Genomic DNA, 13424 nt, shown 5'->3' on the forward strand with positions numbered 1-13424 from the left:
CGCCGGCTAGGCGCCGGGCGCGCGGTCGTTGAGGATGCGCTGGTAGAGGTTGCAGTCCTGCCAGTACCCGTCGATGTGCAGATACGTCGGCGCTGTGCCGATCTGCCGGAAGCCTGTGCGCTGGAGGACACGCTGCGAGGCGGTGTTGCCGGTCAGCGTGCTCGCCTCGATGCGGTGCAGTTTGAGCTCGGTGTCAGCGATCTCCGCGACGGCGTCGACGGCGCGGGTCGCCAGACCCCGGCCGAGCACGTCGACGGCGAGCCAATAGCCGAGGCTCGCGCTGCGGAACGGTCCGGGCACCAGGTCGCTCAGGGTGATCTGGCCGACGAGCCGGTCGCCGGCGTCGAGCACCCACGGCACGACGTGCCCGTTCTTGTACCGCTCGAGCTGGCTGGTCAACCGCTCCGCCTGTCCGGCCGGAGTGAACCACTTCTCCGCCCGTTCGGGCTCCCAGGGCCGGAGGTGTTGTCTGCTGCGGATCTGTTCGTCGGCCAGCGCGGCGGCGTCGTCGAGGGTGGCGATGCGGAGCTGAACGTCGGTCGTCAGGGGGCGAGGTTCGATCACTTGGGCAGCCTACGTGCCTGTGAGGATCCGCTGACCCGGGGCGTGAACGCGTCGTGGAAGATCGTCGACGCGGCGCCGACCGCGGCCGCGTCGGTCTGCAGCATCGACTCCTCGACCACGACCGGCCGGGTCTCCCGGGCGACTGGATGCGCGTTCACCGCGCGGCCGATCTCGGTCAGGAAGATCTCCGAGATCTCCTTCCCGAACGCCGGTCCGCCCAGTACGACGAGGTCGATGTCGAGCAGGTCGACCAAGCCGACCGCGCCCTGCCCGATGACGCGTGCGACCTGGGTGACCGCCTTGACGGCTGCCGCGTCCCCGTCCGAGGCCGCCTTGCAGACGGCCTTGTACCGCTTCGCCTCGTCGGTCGCGCTCGGGTCGGTCTCGACGTACCCGAAGTCGGCGGCGATCACGGGCAGCGAGGCGGTCGGGTTGCACTCGGGCACCATCCGCGGACCGTCCTCGGGAGTCCACTCCCCCATCCGCAGCGCCGCGATCTGGCCGAACTCGCCGGCGTTCGCCGTACCGCCGCGGTAGACGGAGCCGTTCAGGATCAGGCCGCTGCCGACGCCCGTGCCGAGGTAGAGGTAGGCGAAGTCGCGGGAGCGGGCCGAGCGGCCGATCCAGCGCTCGCCGATCGCGGCCGCCGTACCGTCCTTCTCGACCAGGACCGGATGGTTGAGCTTCTGCTGCAGCAACTGGCGGATCTTCAGACCACGCCAGGCCGGCTGCAGCGGAAGCGCGAGCAGCGAGCCGTCCGCGTCGATCGGCCCCGGTACGGCGACGCCGACGCCGAGCATCGAGGCGAGGTCGATCTGGCTGATACTGAGCGCCGCGGTCACGGTCGCGGCGGCCAGGTCGACCAGTTTGGTCGCCTCCAGATCGTCGGCCAGGTCCACGGTCTCCCGGCGCACGATCGTGCCGTCGAGGTCGACCACCGCGACCGTCAGCAGTTCGGGGTCGATGTGGATGCCGACCGCGTGGGCCGCGTTCGAGCGCAGCCGCACCGGGGTGCGTGGCTTGCCGAGGCGTTCGGCGCGCTCCTGCGCTTCCTCGACGAGCAGCCCCTGCTGCAGGAGGATGCGCAGGATCCGCGACACCGACTGCTGGGTGAGACCGGTCCGGCGGGAGATCTCGGTCCGGCTGATGATCCCGGCCAGCCGGATCGTCTCGATGATCACCGCCTCGTTGAACGACCCCAGGTCGTACTGGTTCGCGCCCGCGCGCCGCAGCTCCGATTCCTCGACCGAGTCGTCCATCGCCACCTCCCCGCCTCTTCCCGATTAGCCGCGATCGTACTGCCGAAGGTGCTTGATCACGGTGCTTCGAGCGCTCCGTCGATGCGTCGTACGCCGGCCGCCCACTCATCGTGTCCGGACAGTTGCGCGGGATAACGGGCCGCCGCCTCCAGGTCGAGGTCGATCCCCCAGCCGGGAGCCTCGTTCGGCCGCAGCCAGCCGTCCTCGATCCGCAGCGCGCCGGGGAACACCTCGTAGGTCTCCTCGTTGTAGAGGTGACCCTCTTGGATGCCGAAGGCAACGGAACTGACGTCGAGGGCGACGTTCGCGGCCGCGCCGATCGGCGAGGTGTCACCAGGTCCGTGCCACGCGGTCCGGACGCCGGAGATCTCGGCGAGATCGGCCAGCTTCCGGGCCGGCGTGAGACCGCCGATATCGGACACGTGCGACCGGATGAAGTCGACGCCGCCGTCACGGATCAGGCGGACCGCGTCACCGAAGGATGTCGTCAGCTCACCGACGGCCAGCGGCACCGGCGACGCCGCCCGCACCTCCGGCAGCCGGTCCCACAGCTCGGGCGCCAGCACGTCTTCCAGGAAGAACAGCCGGTGCGGCTCGAGCGACCGGGCCAGCAGCACAGCCTCCTTCGGCGTGAGCCGGGAGTGCACGTCGTGCAGCAGCTCGATGTTGTCCGGCAGCGCGTGCCGCGCCTCCGCGAACAGCTCCGGCGTCGTTCGCAGGTAGTCCCGCGCGGACCAGCCGTTGTGGTACGGCGCATCCGGGTAGAGGGTCGGCACCCGCGGAGCGCCGTACCCGCCGCCGCCAGGCGTCGAGACCTGCAGACGGATGTGCCGCCAGCCCTGCGCGATCAGCTTCTGCGCGTGATCGACGGTCTCCTCGATCGTCTTGCCACTGGCGTGGATGTAGGTGTCGGCCGCCGCGCGGACCTTGCCGCCGAGCAGCTCGTAGACCGGCATGCCGGCCCGCTTGCCGGCGATGTCCCACAGAGCCTGGTCGATGCCGGAGATCGCGTTGTTCGTGACCGGTCCGCCACGCCAGTAGCCGGAGTACCCGGCCAGGCGGGTCAGGTCGCCGATGTCACCCGGGTAGCGGCCGACCAGCAGCCGGGCCAGATGCTCGTCGACGAAGGTCTGGACCGCCTTCCACCGCTGGGTGAACGTCGCGCACCCGAGCCCGTACAGGCCGGGCTCGGTGGTGTCGATCTTCACCACCACCAGCGGGATGCCTTGCGGCGCGGTCACGATCGCCTTGACCTCGCGGATCCGGACGTCGTCCCGGACGGGCCACGGCTGGTCGAAGTTCGAGGGCATTCAGAGCTCCAGGGGAAGGGTCGGTAGGTCGAGTTCGTGCCGGGCCTGGAAGCCGAGCACGGTCCGGACGGCGGTCAGGTCGATCGGCACCTCGCGGCCGATGAACCGGCGCGACCGCCGCACGTCCGGCGCGAACGCGTCGAGGAGGTCTTCGGTCGCGTACGGCGCGAGGGTAGTGCCCGCGGCGACGAAGAACGTATGCGCCCCGGACGCCGGTGCGGTCAGCCCGAGCTCGATCGAGTACGCCGCGTCCCGCGTGTCCAGGTAGCTCCAGGCCTCCCGCAGTCCGGCGGCCGGGTTCTCCCGGGCGTTGCCGGCCAGACGCTGTAGCACCTCCGCCGAGTTCACGTGCGGGAAGCGGAACGCGACCACATCGATCCCCCAGCGACGCCAAGCCATTCTGGCGGTGTTCTCGTCGTTCTGCTTGGACAGCGAGTACGGGTCGCCGACGTCGGCCGGCGCCTTCTCGTCCCAGGGGAAGTACGCCGGCTTGATCTCGTGCGGGTTGAACGGGATCCCGGTCGCGTTGATGCTGCTTGCGATCACGGCCCGTTCGATCCCGAGCGCTCCGGCCTGGGCGAGCACGTTGAACGTCGACACCACGTTGATCGCGTAGACGTCGTACGGCGTACCGGCCGACGGGTGCGCGAGTGCCGCCAGGTGGACGACGTACTCGGCGCCCTCGAGCGCCCGGGCGACGTCCGGCTCGGACCGGGTGTCCCCGATCAGCACGCGGTCGGCCTTGAGATCCGGGTGCTCGACGTTGGTCAACGCCGTCACCCGGGCCCCGAGCGCGTTCAGGTGCTCAACCGTCGCCAGGCCGATCCGCCCGGCCGCCCCCGTCACCAGCACTCGCCGGCCGTTGAGTGGACTCACTCTTTGATACCCCCTGCCATCCCCACGCCTCGCAGGAATTGCTTCTGGAACAACAAGAACAACACGACAGGTATCAGAACCGCGAGGAACAGGGCACTCATCTGCAGCGAGATCTCCGTGGTTTTCTGCACCCGTGGCAGGGCGACCGAGATCGGTTGCAGCCGCGGGTCGGGCAGGACGAGCAGCGGCCAGAGGTAGTCCTTCCAGGACCCGATGACCGTGAGTAGTGCGACGACGCCGACGATCGGCTTGGACAGCGGCAGGATCAGCGCCGTGAACAGCCGCAGGTTGCTCGCCCCGTCGATCCGGGCGGCCTCGATCAGCTCGCGCGGGATCGAGTCGAAGTACCGCTTCATCACCAGGACGTTGAACGCGCCGGCCGCCGACGGCAGCCAGACCGCCCAGAACGTGTTCTGCAGGCTGATCCCCAGCAGCGGCATCTTCAGCACGGTCATGTACAGCGGGACCAGCGAGATGACGCCGGGCAGGAACAGCGTCGCGAGGACGGCGCCGGTGACGATCGGGCCCCATTTCGGCCGCAGGATGCTGAGCACGAACGCGCCCGTCGTACACACGAACAGCGTCGAGATCATCGAGCCGATCGCGATGAACGCGGTGTTGCCGAGGTAGGCGCCGATCTGGACCCGGTTCCAGGCGTCGGGGATGTTCTTCAGCTGGATCCCCGACGGCCACAGCTGCATCGGGCCGCTCAGGATGTCCTGGCTGGTGGAGACGCCGGACTTGAGCAGCCAGAGCAGCGGGCCGACGCCGGCGATCAGGACACCGATGAAGATCAGCACCTGGATCGCCGGCAGGCCGACGCGGACCACGCCGCGCTGCCGGTCCTTGGTCGAGATGATTCCGCGCTCGTGACTCATGTGGTGCTCCAACGGCGAGTGACGAAGTGGTAGACGACCGACAGTGCGCACAGCACCCCGGCGAGCAGCACGCTGAGCGCGGTCGCGGCGCCGAAGTCTCCGTTGACGAACGCGTACCGGTAGATCAGCAGCAGGACCGTCATGGTGGCGTTGTTCGGGCCGCCGCCGGTGAACAGGAACGGCTCGGTGAACACCTGGAACGTCCCGATCAGCTGCAGCAGCATCATGATCAGGATGATTCCGCGGATCTGCGGCAGCGTGACGTGCCAGACCCGGCCCCAGATCCCCGCACCGTCCAGTTCGGCCGCCTCGTACAACTCCGTGCGTACGCCGGTCAGGGCCGCCAGGTAGATGATCGACGTGGCGCCCGCGCCGGCCCAGGTCGCCTCCAGCACGATGGCCGGCATCGCCAGGGTCTGCGAGTTCAGCCAGGCGAACGGCCCGATCCCGAACCAGCCGAGGATCGAGTTGAAGACGCCCGCGCCACTCGGGTCGTAGAAGAACGTCCACAACAGGATCGCGGCCACCGGTGGGACCACGGCCGGCAGGTAGGAGAACACGTTGTAGAGCCAACCGGTCTTGCGCAGCTCACTGATGAACACGGCCAGGAACAGCGGCACCGGGAAGCCGAACAGGAGTGCCAGGAAGGCGAAGTACAGCGTGTTGAGCGCCGCCTGCGGGAGCTGCGGATCGGTCAGCACGTAACTGAAGTTGGACAGCCCGACCCACTCGGCGGGCAGGACCAGGTTGTTCTTCTGGAAGCTGAGCACCAGGCCGCGGACGATCGGGCCCCAGGAGAAGTACAGGAAGATCAGCACCAGGGGCAGGGCGAAGAAGATGCTGCTGAGCCCGCCGGAGCGGTACCAGGTCGCGACGGACCTGGCACCGCTCCGGCTCCGCTTCGGCGTACGTAGCTGGAACATCGGCTACCGGGCCAGGCGTGCGTCGATCTTCGAGGCGGTATCGCTCAGTAGGTTGTCGATGTCCGCGTCCTTCTTCGTGAGCACCTGCTGGACCACCGGGTCGAGCAGCGAGTAGACCTCCTGGCCCTTGTTCGACGGCTCCGGCAGCAGCTTCAGCGCCGTGGTCGAGTCGATGTAGCCCTGGAACTGCTTGACCGGGACGTTCACGTACGGCTCACGCCACTTGTTGAACTGGTCGTACGTCTGCTGGCTCAGCGGGCTGATGCCGGGACGGCCGACGAAACCCTTGTCGGCGATCGTGGTCTTGGCGTCCTGGACCGCGACCGACTCGGTCGTGTACTTGTCGAACTGGTCGAACTTGATCCACTTCAGCGCGGCGACGACCTCGTTCTTGGTCGCCTTCGGGCTGATCATCTTCAGCGAGCCGCCGGTCAGCGTGCCGTACGGGCCGCCGTCCTGCGGCAGCGCGCCCTCACCGAAGTCGGCGGGCTTCATGCCGAACTGCTTCACGCTCATGTCGTAGGCGTCCGGCGCCTGCAGGACCATGCCGATCTTGCCGGCCGCGAAGTCCTGGCGGACCTCCTCCTGGTTGTACAGGAACCGGCTGCCCATCGAGTTGTCGGTCCAGCGCATGTCCTTGAGCAGCTGCAGCGCCTTCTTGGTCGGCGCGTCGTTGAACGTGCTCTTCTTGCCGTCCGCGCTCTCGACCGTGCCGCCCATGCTGTACGTCATCGTGGTCAGCATCCAGCCACCGGTGTTGTTCGTGGTCAGCTGCGCGTACCCCGCCTTGCCGGTCTTGTCGTGGATCTGCTTCGCGTACTGACGGACCTCGTCCCAGGTCGTCGGCGGCTTGTCCGGGTCCAGGCCGGCCTGCGTGAACAGCGCCCGGTTGTAGGCGATGCCGACCGAGAAGACGTCGATCGGTACGCCGTAGATCCGGCCTCCTGCGTCCTGGACGATCTTCAGGACGTTCGGGTTCAGGTCCTTGGTCAGGTCGACCAGCTTCAGCTCGTCGGTGATGTCCGGCAGCTGCTTGTTCGGGATCATGTTGGCCGGCTCGGTGAAGCTGATGTTCATCACCGTCGGCAGCGTCCCGCCGGCTACCTGGGCCTGGAAGGTCTGGGCCTGCCAGCTGGTCTCGGTCGACTTCACCGTGATGTTCGGGTTCTTGGCGGTGAAGTCCTGGATCTTCTGGTTGAACGCCTTCAGGTCGTTCGGCTTGTCGGGGGTCGGGCGGTCCCCGATCGTGATGGTGACCGGGGCGTTCTGGTCGATCTCGCCACCGGCGCCACCGGACGATCCCGGGGTGGTGCCCTTCGCGCAGCCGGCGGCGAGCACCAGCCCGGCAACCCCCAGGGCGGCGCCCCACCTGCTCACTCTCGTCATCGGAACTCCTCAGGTTTCCGGATGCCGCCGATGTGCTCTGAGCTACACACCGGCCAGGTCCCGAGTAAGTTAAACCAAGCGTGTTACTAATTCAATGCCTAAAAGGGAGGCAATTGCTGCAGCGCTTTCGCTCAGGGGTTGAGGTCGCCCAGCGGCATGAACTTGGGCGGCTGCGGGTCGGCCAGGAAGTCGAGCAGCAGGCTGTTGACCAGCCCGGGCTTCTCCAGCGGCAGTCCGTGCGAGGTCCCCGGTACGACGGCCACCTGGGCGTCCGGGATCGCGCGGGCGACCTCGGCGGTGTGCTCGATCCGGACGCAGTCGTCGTCACCCTGCATCAGCAGGACCGGCATCGGCAGGGCCTTGAGGTCGGTGAGGACGACGTCGGGCAGCGTGTCCCACATGCGCGCCCATTTGGCGAAGACCACGTCGAAGTGCCCGGGACCGTCCGGCGACAGCGGATCGTACTGCTGGCGGAAGGTCTCCTTGAGGACTTCGAGACCTTCGGGCCGCAGCAGCGCCTGGTTGGCGGCGGTGCCGCCGGCATGGGTGAGCTCGGTGCCGATCAGGACCAGTTTGCGGACCAGCTCCGGACGGCTGAGTGCGAGGCTGATGCCGACCTTGCCGCCGTCGCTCCAGCCGATCACATGCACTGGACCGAGCTCGAGGGCCTCGATGAAGGCCACGGTGTCTGCCGCGAAGATCTCCATCGTCACTGGACCGTCGACATCGGGACTGCGGCCGTGACCGCGGCGCTCCGGGATCAGGACCCGGTACCGCTCGGCCAGTGCCGGAGCCTGTGCCAGCCAGCTGTCGGCGGTGACTCCCCCGCCGTGCAGCAGCAGGACAGGTCTCCGAAGCAGGCTCGTACGGCTTCGTGGATGCGAGCGTCGCCGGCCTGAACGGCGGCGTCGGTGGTGGCGCGGCACTTCAGCCCAAGGCGCTGTTCTATGTCGGTGTGGATGATGTCGGAGCCGCGCTGGACCAGGCCGAGGCGCTCGGCGGACAGCGGGTCTTCGGGCCGGACGGCGTACCGGGGAAGCTGGTCGTCGGTCAGTTCACCGATCCGGAAGGCAACCTGATCGGTCTCGCCGGGCCGCACTAGCCCGCTGCTGCTCAGCGCAGGACGGCCGGGCGCCCGGCTCTCGGCGAGTGGGTGGTGCTGACGGCTCAGGGCTTGCCGGTGGCGATCGGGCGGGTGGGGTCGGTGATCCATTCGGACCAGGAGCCGATGTAGACGGTGGCGGGGAGGCCGGCCACCTCGAGGGCCAGGGCTTCGTGGGCGGCGGTGACACCGGAGCCGCAGTAGACGCCGACCTCGGTGCTGGCGGTCGCTCCCAGCTTTTCGAAGCGTTCGCGGAGTTCGGCGGCGGGGAGGAAGTGGCCGGTCTCGTCGACGTTCTGGGTGGTGGGGGCGCTGGTGGCGCCGGGGATGTGGCCGGCGACCGGGTCCATGGGTTCGACCTCGCCGGCGAAGCGCTCGGGCGCCCGGGCGTCCAGGAGTACGCCGGACGCCGCAACGGCAGCCGCGCCATCGGCGTCGAGCATGGGCAGGTGGCCGGGCGTCGCGGTGAACCCGCCGGAGAGGTCGTCAGGGCTGCTGCCGGCGGTGGTGGGGCCAACTTCTGTGGTCAGGGCTTCGCCGGTGGCTTGCCACGCGGCTTGGCCGCCGTCGAGGACCCGGACGTTGGTGAGGCCGAAGTAGCGGAAGACCCACCAGGCTCGTGCGGCCGCCATCGAAGTGCTGGCGTCGTAGACGACCACGGGGGTGTCGGCGGAGGTCACGCCGGCCCGCCGCAACGTGGCTGTCACGGTGGTTGCTTCGGGCAACGGGTGGCGACCGGGTCCGGGCGGGCCGGCCAGCTCGGTGTCCAGGTCGACGAAGTGTGCTCCCGGCAGGTGGCCCACGTCGTACACCTCCTTGCCAGGAGGACCGGCCAGGTTCCAGGTGACGTCGATCAACACCGGCTTCGGATCCGCAGCCCGCAGTTCGTCGACAGTGATCAAAGAACTCATGAGGCGGCTCCTCCGAAAGGCAGTACTTCAGGTGACAGGGTGGCGCGGGCGCGGGCTTGGGTGAGGCGGCGGCGGTGGTGCCGGCGGCAGAGCACTTCGTAGGAGACCTCGTGGTCCAGCGTCACCATGTCACCCACCACCAGCTGCTCGCCCTCGGTCACCATCTCCCCACCGATCGTACGGGCGTTGTGCGTGGCTCGTTCACCGCACCAGCACAGCGCCTCGACCTGCAGCAGCTCCATCCGGTCGGCGAGCTCCACCAACCGGGCCGACCCTGGGAACAGCGTCGCCCGGAAGTCGGTCAGGATGCCGAAGCAGAACACGTCGATCTGCAGCTCGTCGGCCAGCCGGGCCAGCTGCTCGATCTGCAGCGGGCTGTAGAACTGCGCCTCGTCGCACACCACATAGTCGATCCGGCCGCCCTGGGTCAGCTCGTTCACGACGTAGTCCCAGAAGTCGAACTCGGGCCGCACCTCGACCGCCTCGGCGGCGAGTCCGAGCCGGGACGACAACACCGACTCACCGGCGCGGTCGTGGCTGGTGAAGATCCGCCCGAGCCGGCCCCGGGCCTTGTGGTTGTGGTCCATCTGCAGCGCCAGCGTGGACTTGCCGCAGTCCATGGTCCCGGTGAAATAGAGCAGCTCAGCCACGGGCGCACATCCTGCCAAGTCAGCGGATCACCCCGCACGCCGGGGTGTGCCGGAGGGCCCGGCTTGGGTTCTGGGCCTCCGGGCGGTTTGAATGGAACGTGCGCAAAGCTCTGGTCCTCTTCCTCGCGGCCTGTCTCGTCGCCGCCACCGCCACCCTGCCGGCCGCGGCGACGCCGGTCCGGGCGCAGGCCGGGCTCCGCGCGTACTTCGTCATCACCGAGCCGGGCCAGACCGGAAAGGTCACCGGCGCGGTCGGCTCGAACGGCGGCACCGTCTACGCGACGTACGACGCGATCGGGGTGATCGTGGCGCACTCGGCGGCGACCGACTTCGCCACCAAGATGCGCGGTGTCGACGGTGTCCAGGAGGCCGGCGCCACCCGCACCTCGGACCTGCCCACCGAGGTCGACGACCCGGCGATCCCGCCCGTGGTGCCCGAGGCGGCCACCACCGCGCCCGAGATCGATCGCGGCGACATGACCCAGATCGGCGCGGACCGGGCGTGGCAGAAGAACCCCGGCTCCAAGAGCGTCACGGTCGGCGTGCTCGACACCGGCGTGGACGACCAGCACCCGGACCTGAAGGCGAACTTCGACGCCGGCAAGTCGGCGTCCTGTGCCTACGGCAAGGCCGACACCCGGCCCGGCGCTTGGCGGCCGGTCGGCGAGCACGGTACGCACGTCGCCGGCACCATCGCCGCGGCCCGGAACGGGATCGGCATGATCGGCGTCGCGCCTGGCGTGAAGATCTCGTCGATCCGGGTCGCCGAGCCCGACAGCCAGCTGTTCTTCCCGGAGAACACGGTCTGCGCGTTCATGTTCGCCGCCGACAAGGGTGTCTCGGTCACCAACAACAGCTACTACGTCGACCCGTGGCTGTTCCTCTGCCCGACGGACCAGGACCAGGATGCGATCGCCGAGGCGGTCCGCCGGGCGGTCGCGTATTCGGACTCGAAGGGCGTGGTGAGCGTCGCCGCGGCCGGCAACGAGGACTACGACCTGGCGGACAAGGCCAACGACGAGTCCAGCCCGAACGACTCGACTCCGTCCCCGCGCACGGTTACCAACGACTGCATCAGCCTGCCGACCGAGCTGCCGAACGTGGTCGTGGTGGCCTCCGTCGACTCGACCAGCACCAAGTCGCAGTTCTCCAACTTCGGTGAGAACAAGATCAATCTGGCCGCCCCCGGTCAGGGCGTCTACTCGACCGTCCCGGGCGGCGCCTACAAGGTGCTCGAGGGTACGTCGATGGCGTCGCCGCACGTCGCCGGCGTCGCGGCCCTGCTGCGGAGCGTGGATCCCCGACTGACCCCGGCGCAGGTGCGTGCCCGGCTCGCGCAGCAGGCGAACGACCTGGCCTGCCCGGCCGGCTCGTCCGGTCAGTGCGTCGGCTCGGCGGCGAACAACTCTTTCTACGGCGAGGGCATGGTCGACGCGGCGGAGGCGGTCGGTGCCGCGGCCGCGCAGCCGCAGGGTGCGGTGGCGATCACCGAGCCGTCGGAGCAGCTCGGATTCGGCGGAGTGCCGGCGATTCCGCTGCTGATGAAGGGGACCGGTGGCACGGGCGACATCAGCTACTCGGCGGCGGGCTTGCCGCCGGGGCTCAGCATCGACCCCGAGCGCGGCTGGATCACCGGAGTCCTCACCCCGGGCTCCGGACGCTACAAGGTGACCGTCGTCGCCCGGGACGGCGAGGCGAAGACGGCGCAGACCAGCTTCTTCTGGGACGTCTGGAGCTTCTAGCCGCGGACGTCCGGGGCTAGCGGCCGGTGTCGACGAGCAGTGGGATCATCATCTCGTCGTCGGTGAGCGAGCCGTGCAGCCCGATCAGTCCGGCCTCGTGCGGGTACCGGCGGCTCGCGACCAGCGATACCGGTCCGAGTGCGGCGACCATGACGTCGCCCAAGCGCGGCGCAACCCGGTCCTCGACGGCACCGAACCATCCACGCGCGACCGCATCATCCCGGCTCAGTACGAGCGCCTTGTCCCCCAGCCGCTCGCGGTAGGCCGCGATGACGTCGGCCTCTGCCCCGGCGAGGCAGTACAGATGCCGGAAGCGTGACTCGCCCCCGATGAGTCGCAGGCCATCCGTCAAAGCGGGCTCGGCATCGAGGTCGACGCGGTGCTCCGGCGCCACGTCCACCATCCCGTGGTCAGCGACGACGAGCAGTACGGCGTCGCGCGGCAAGGCGGACCGGACTTGCTGCGCGAACATGTCCGCCGCGGCCAGCTCTTTCTGCCACTGCCACGATTCGCTGCCCTGCTGATGACCGGTGTAGTCCAACTGCGAGTCGTACACGTACACCAGCGACGAACGACCTTCACGGCTCGCGAACCGAGTCGCGTCCAGCCGGTCCTCGATGGTGTCCGCACCCCTGTGGGCACTCCCCCGGAACGCCGCGGCCGTCAGGCCCGACGAGTCGAAACGTGCCTTGCTCACGTTGCGCGTGGCAACGCCGGCAGCGGCGACGCGATCGAAGACCGTGCCATGCGGTTGCCAGCGGCGCGGGTCGACCGGCGCGTCCCAGGACAGGGCGTTCAGCAAGGCACCGGTCTCCGGCACGATCGAGGTGTAGCCGACGATGCCGTGCGAGCCGGGCGGCAGGCCGGTGCCGAGACTGGTGAGGCTGACCGCAGTGGTCGAGGGCACTCCGGCCGTCAGGCTGCGACTGGTCGGCAGCAATGACGCCAGGTACGGCGCGGCATCCGCGTGCCGTTGGAGCAGGTTCCACCCCAGTCCGTCGAGCAGTAGGACAGCGTACCGCGGTGAAGGCGGGAGGCCGAGGGCGTTCTGCTCGCCGGGGACCGACAGCGCACCGGCGACCGATGGGAGCACGTCGGCGAGCGAGCCACCGCCGTACTGCGGCTCCACCGGCACGATCACCGCACTACCTGCTGGTCGCGAACGAGAGGGCCTGCGCGAACTCGAGCACCTGCTGGATCCCGGCCGGGCCGTCCGCGGCGGCGCTGATCCGCAGCGAGATGTCGTCGGCCGCGACGGATCCGGTGTAACCGTGGTCGGCCTCGCAGTTCGGGTCGGCGCAGACGGCCGGCTCCAGGTCGATCCGGTTCACCATGCCCCAGCCGATCGTGAGCACGACCTCACCGCCGCCGGCCACCGCCGGGTCCGACTTGCCGGAGGCGTAGCCGGCCGGGTTGGGAACCACCCGGTTCACGACCACCGCGTTCACCCGCTGCAGCGGAATCGCTTCGGTCGAGGTCGACGCGTACGGCGCGCGGATCAGCTCGTCGGCCGCATGCTCATCGGTGTGGCCCACGATCAGCCGGGTCGGGGTGAGCGCCAGGATCGTGATGTGCCGCCGGACTTCGTCCCGGTCGAACGTCGGCTCGTGCTGCAGCATGAACGCGCGGATCGGCTCGCCGGCGATGGCCACCGCGAGCGAATCCGTCACGACGTCTGGGTAGTAGCCGCACCGGTCGATCGCCTCGCGCAGGGCTGCGGACGCGTCCGCGAGTTCCGGGGCATTCAGGTCACGCATGCCCTCATCCTGCCACGGACGCGGCCCTCGCCGTTTTCCCCTTGTGGACGAGCACAGTGGACGACG

The 13424-nt window shown here is 69.1% G+C and carries 14 protein-coding genes; 2 read left to right on the top strand and 12 right to left on the bottom strand.

What is annotated here, in order from left to right; genetic code table 11:
- Positions 1-6: 6 nt before the first annotated feature.
- The 8 genes from OG876_RS34400 to OG876_RS34435 all read right to left on the bottom strand — a co-directional run bounded on the left by OG876_RS34400 (position 7) and on the right by OG876_RS34435 (position 8122).
- Entirely contained in the window at positions 7-564 is a 558-nt protein-coding gene (locus OG876_RS34400; protein WP_328520861.1) for a GNAT family N-acetyltransferase, read from the bottom strand.
- The gene (locus OG876_RS34405) at positions 561-1823 is read right to left on the bottom strand and encodes an ROK family transcriptional regulator (protein ID WP_328520862.1); all 1263 of its coding nucleotides are present in this window, start codon (positions 1821-1823) and stop codon (positions 561-563) included. The genes OG876_RS34400 and OG876_RS34405 overlap by 4 nt, the downstream gene beginning before the upstream one ends.
- 56 nt (positions 1824-1879) lie before the next feature.
- Entirely contained in the window at positions 1880-3133 is a 1254-nt protein-coding gene (locus tag OG876_RS34410) for an enolase C-terminal domain-like protein (protein WP_328520863.1), read from the bottom strand.
- Positions 3134-4009, bottom strand: a complete 876-nt coding sequence (locus OG876_RS34415) for an NAD-dependent epimerase/dehydratase family protein (RefSeq protein WP_328520864.1) — start codon at positions 4007-4009, stop codon at positions 3134-3136.
- On the bottom strand, positions 4006-4887 hold the full coding sequence (locus OG876_RS34420; protein WP_328520865.1) for a carbohydrate ABC transporter permease: 882 nt from the start codon (positions 4885-4887) through the stop codon (positions 4006-4008). Before OG876_RS34420 ends, OG876_RS34415 begins: the two co-directional genes overlap by 4 nt.
- Entirely contained in the window at positions 4884-5810 is a 927-nt protein-coding gene (locus OG876_RS34425) for a carbohydrate ABC transporter permease (RefSeq protein ID WP_328520866.1), read from the bottom strand. The genes OG876_RS34420 and OG876_RS34425 overlap by 4 nt, the downstream gene beginning before the upstream one ends.
- 3 nt (positions 5811-5813) lie before the next feature.
- The gene (locus OG876_RS34430) at positions 5814-7196 is read right to left on the bottom strand and encodes an ABC transporter substrate-binding protein (RefSeq protein ID WP_328520867.1); all 1383 of its coding nucleotides are present in this window, start codon (positions 7194-7196) and stop codon (positions 5814-5816) included.
- Positions 7197-7327: 131 nt separating this feature from the next.
- Entirely contained in the window at positions 7328-8122 is a 795-nt protein-coding gene (locus OG876_RS34435; protein WP_328520868.1) for an alpha/beta fold hydrolase, read from the bottom strand.
- On the opposite strand from OG876_RS34435, the gene OG876_RS34440 reads away from it, so the two are divergent.
- Positions 8071-8298: a VOC family protein gene (locus OG876_RS34440; protein ID WP_328520869.1), complete on the top strand. Its 228-nt coding sequence runs from the start codon at positions 8071-8073 to the stop codon at positions 8296-8298. The two genes, OG876_RS34435 and OG876_RS34440, sit on opposite strands and share 52 nt — an antisense overlap.
- A 65-nt stretch (positions 8299-8363) precedes the next feature.
- Here the strand turns inward: OG876_RS34440 and OG876_RS34445 are convergent, their stop codons facing one another.
- Together OG876_RS34445 and OG876_RS34450 are read right to left on the bottom strand one after the other, a co-directional pair.
- The gene (locus OG876_RS34445) at positions 8364-9209 is read right to left on the bottom strand and encodes a sulfurtransferase (protein ID WP_328520870.1); all 846 of its coding nucleotides are present in this window, start codon (positions 9207-9209) and stop codon (positions 8364-8366) included.
- Complete coding sequence (locus OG876_RS34450; RefSeq protein WP_328520871.1) at positions 9206-9859, bottom strand: thymidine kinase; 654 nt, start codon at positions 9857-9859, stop codon at positions 9206-9208. Before OG876_RS34450 ends, OG876_RS34445 begins: the two co-directional genes overlap by 4 nt.
- 98 nt (positions 9860-9957) lie before the next feature.
- Here OG876_RS34450 and OG876_RS34455 point away from each other — a divergent pair, with 98 nt between their 5' ends.
- On the top strand, positions 9958-11601 hold the full coding sequence (locus tag OG876_RS34455; RefSeq protein ID WP_328520872.1) for a S8 family peptidase: 1644 nt from the start codon (positions 9958-9960) through the stop codon (positions 11599-11601).
- 16 nt (positions 11602-11617) lie between these two features.
- On the opposite strand, the gene OG876_RS34460 is transcribed toward OG876_RS34455, so the two are convergent.
- On the bottom strand, positions 11618-12742 hold the full coding sequence (locus tag OG876_RS34460; protein ID WP_328520873.1) for an alkaline phosphatase family protein: 1125 nt from the start codon (positions 12740-12742) through the stop codon (positions 11618-11620).
- A gap of 4 nt (positions 12743-12746) precedes the next feature.
- Positions 12747-13358 (bottom strand): DUF5998 family protein, encoded by a 612-nt coding sequence (locus tag OG876_RS34465; RefSeq protein WP_328520874.1) that lies wholly within the window; start codon positions 13356-13358, stop codon positions 12747-12749.
- Positions 13359-13424 lie beyond the last annotated feature (66 nt).

The sequence above is a fragment of the Kribbella sp. NBC_00359 genome (assembly GCF_036097425.1).
Taxonomy (GTDB): Bacteria; Actinomycetota; Actinomycetes; order Propionibacteriales; family Kribbellaceae; genus Kribbella.

What these genes read in the sequence shown, in the direction of transcription:
- OG876_RS34405 (WP_328520862.1), bottom strand. Translation starts at nt 1,823, where the DNA reads ATGGACGACTCGGTCGAGGAATCGGAGCTGCGGCGCGCGGGCGCGAAC.
- OG876_RS34410 (WP_328520863.1), bottom strand. Translation starts at nt 3,133, where the DNA reads ATGCCCTCGAACTTCGACCAGCCGTGGCCCGTCCGGGACGACGTCCGG.
- OG876_RS34420 (WP_328520865.1), bottom strand. Translation starts at nt 4,887, where the DNA reads ATGAGTCACGAGCGCGGAATCATCTCGACCAAGGACCGGCAGCGCGGC.
- OG876_RS34425 (WP_328520866.1), bottom strand. Translation starts at nt 5,810, where the DNA reads ATGTTCCAGCTACGTACGCCGAAGCGGAGCCGGAGCGGTGCCAGGTCC.
- OG876_RS34430 (WP_328520867.1), bottom strand. Translation starts at nt 7,196, where the DNA reads ATGACGAGAGTGAGCAGGTGGGGCGCCGCCCTGGGGGTTGCCGGGCTG.
- OG876_RS34445 (WP_328520870.1), bottom strand. Translation starts at nt 9,209, where the DNA reads ATGAGTTCTTTGATCACTGTCGACGAACTGCGGGCTGCGGATCCGAAG.
- OG876_RS34465 (WP_328520874.1), bottom strand. Translation starts at nt 13,358, where the DNA reads ATGCGTGACCTGAATGCCCCGGAACTCGCGGACGCGTCCGCAGCCCTG.